The organism is Leisingera sp. F5, assembly GCF_001593695.1.
In genome coordinates this window covers 1-2,771 of record NZ_LUKH01000347.1, presented here as the reverse complement: position 1 = coordinate 2,771, position 2,771 = coordinate 1, and the positions used below count along the sequence as shown (strand labels likewise).

4 protein-coding genes are annotated in these 2,771 nt (G+C 62.6%); 3 read left to right on the top strand and 1 reads right to left on the bottom strand.

Features of this window, described 5'->3' with window-relative positions; translation table 11 throughout:
• Window positions 1-98 (bottom strand): DUF2461 family protein (locus A2I95_RS42665; protein WP_367153022.1); only part of this gene is annotated, 98 nt, incomplete at its 3' end.
• Window positions 99-220: 122 nt separating this feature from the next.
• On the opposite strand from A2I95_RS42665, the gene A2I95_RS30060 reads away from it, so the two are divergent.
• From A2I95_RS30060 to A2I95_RS30050, 3 genes are all read left to right on the top strand, one after another.
• Window positions 221-1,603 (top strand): MATE family efflux transporter, encoded by a 1,383-nt coding sequence (locus A2I95_RS30060; protein ID WP_259991359.1) that lies wholly within the window; start codon window positions 221-223, stop codon window positions 1,601-1,603.
• Between the two features lie 85 nt (window positions 1,604-1,688).
• Window positions 1,689-2,132 (top strand): nucleoside deaminase, encoded by a 444-nt coding sequence (locus tag A2I95_RS30055; protein ID WP_367153020.1) that lies wholly within the window; start codon window positions 1,689-1,691, stop codon window positions 2,130-2,132.
• A 143-nt stretch (window positions 2,133-2,275) separates the two neighbouring features.
• A partial coding sequence (locus tag A2I95_RS30050; RefSeq protein WP_291735764.1) for an SDR family oxidoreductase occupies window positions 2,276-2,771 on the top strand: 496 nt, incomplete at its 3' end.

Below are 2,771 nucleotides of genomic sequence, written 5' to 3'. Positions count from 1 at the left end.
TCCTTATGCGCGGTGAACCAGTCTCGGCTGTTGTTCTGCGCAAGCTCTGCCAGAAAGGCGCGGGCATCGGGAATCAGCTGGGCAAAGGCGTTGGTCATCGGGAATGGCTCCTGTGCGGCAGGCGGGAAATCCTTCTGTGCAGGATATCACCATAGGCCTGTGCAGGGGCAAGGAAACTCCGCTCTTGCCGGGAATGACTGTCCCGCCTAAGGCTGGCTGTATGAGCACATTCGCACCCAAACACACCGAGATGTCCCTGCGCGGCCATACCAGGGCGATAGCCATCCTGGGGTTGCCGCTGATTGGCGGCCATGTGGCGCAGTTTGCAATCGGCCTGACAGATACCGTGATGCTGGGCTGGTACGGGGTGGAGGCGCTGGCAGCTGTGACGCTTGGGGCGACCTATTTCTTTTCCATCTTCCTTTTGGGGTCCGGTTTTGCCTTTGCGGTGATGCCGATGGTGGCGGCGGCAGCCGGTGCCGGGGAAGAGCGGCAGATCCGGCGCAGCACCCGGATGGGGCTGTGGCTGTCGCTGCTGTATGGTGCGCTGGCGATGCCCTTGCTGTGGTGGTCGGAGCCTATACTGCTGATGCTGGGGCAGAAGGCGGATATTGCCCATGCGGCGGCTGAATACCTGCGGATTGCAGGCTGGGCGATTTTTCCGGCGCTTTTGTACATGGTGGCCAAGTCGTATCTGGCGGCGCTGGAGCGCACCCAGATCGTGCTGTGGCTGTCGGTGTTCGGGGCGGTGCTGAACGCGCTGGTGAACTATGCGCTGATCTTTGGCAACTGGGGCGCGCCGGAGCTGGGCATCACCGGGGCGGCGATTGCGTCGCTGGTGACCAACGGGGTGTCCTTTGTGCTGGTACTGGCCTATGCGCTGAAGGTGCTGCCGGAGCATGAGCTGCTGAAGAATTTCCAGCGCCCCGACTGGGAGATGCTAGGGCAGGTGTTGCGGATGGGAACGCCGATCGGGCTGACCACCCTGGCCGAAACCAGCCTGTTTGCAGCCTCAGCAATGATGATGGGGTGGCTGGGCACGGTGCCGCTGGCTGCGCACGGGATTGCGATCTCGCTGGCGGGGCTGACGTTCATGGTGCATCTGGGATTGTCCAATGCGGCCACGATCCGCGCGGGCAATGCCTTTGGCCGGGGTGACCGGGACCACATGGCGCGCGGCGGCAAGGTTGTGACAGTGATGTCGCTGGTGGTGTCCGTGATTGGGATCACTCTGTTTCTGACCCTTCCGGATCCGCTGATGTCGCTGTTCCTGGATCCGGCGGATCCGCAGAAGACGGAGATCCTGCTGATCGGTGCCGGGCTTTTGGCGGCGGCGGCTCTGTTTCAGCTGATGGATGGGATGCAGGCCATTGCGCTGGGGCTGCTGCGCGGCGTGCAGGACACTGGTGTGCCGATGGTGATTGCGGTGCTCAGCTATTGGGCCGTCGGGATTCCTGCGTCTTATGTCTTTGGTTTTATGCTGGAATGGGGCGGCGTTGGTGTCTGGGTGGGGCTGATTGCAGGGCTTACAGCCGCCGGCGTCTTCCTGATGGCCCGGTTCTGGCGGCAGTCGATCAAGCTGGTGGGCGCTGCGGCAGTCTGAGCGGCGCGGGGTTGACCCTTTGCGGGCATCTGGGCAGGCTTCGGGAACAGCTTTGGATCCATTCAGAAAGAGGCCGTTCCTGATGATGACCGACGACGACACACGCCTGCTGCGCATTGCCTATGAGGAAGCCAAGGCGGGATTTGACGAGGGCGGCTGCCCGATTGGTTCGGTACTGGCGCGTGGCGGTCAGGTGGTGGCGCAGGGGCGCAATCAGCGGGTGCAGAAGGGCGATCCGATTGCCCACGGCGAGATGGACGCGCTGCGCAAGGCGGGGCGGCAAAGATCCTATCGCGATACGGTGCTTTATACCTCTTTGTCGCCCTGCATGATGTGCAGCGGTACCATTGTCCAGTTCGGCGTCCCGCGGGTGGTAATCGGTGATGCGCAGAATTTTGGCGGCAACGAGGAGTTCCTGCGCTCGCGCGGTGTGGAGGTGGTGATTGCCGAGGACCCGGACTGCATCGCGCTGATGGAGCGGTTCATCCGGGAAAAGCCTGAATTGTGGGCGGAAGACATCGCCGAGTGACAGCGGCCTGAGGTCTGGCGAAACCATGGCATTTTGCGTCGGGTTTCGGAGGCTTGGCACCAGCCTGTTGCGGTAGGATCTGTGCAGATTTGCAATATTTGCGCGCGCCGTTTGGACGGTGCGCGGCACCAGGAGGATCCCCCATGTCCAAACCCGTTGTTCTGATCACCTCGGCCACCGGCCGCATTGGCCGCGAGCTGGTGGCGCGTCTTGCCTCCGCAGGCGGTTTCACCGTGCGTGCCTGCTATTTCAGCGAGGCCAAGGCCGAGCAGTTGACCGCGCTGGGCGCTGATGAGGTTGTGAAGTTCGACTTGTCGGAGCCGGCCACCTGGGACGCCGCGCTGGATGGTGTTTCGGCGGTCTATTCCGCCTCGCTGGACCCGATGCTGGAGGGGCATCTGAACTTTGCCAAGGCGCTGGGCGCGCGCAAGGATCAGATCAAGCATGTGGTGCGGGTCAGCTGCATGGGCGCCGATACCAATACCGCCGATTATGACGCGGATAGCCATGCCTCGCGCGCAGGGGCCGGTATTCCGCTGATGCTGCAGCATTACTGGTGGGGCGAAAAGGCGCTGATTGATGCCGGGCTGAACGTGACCGCGCTGCGCAACAACTTTTTCATGAACCACCTGCTGAAGA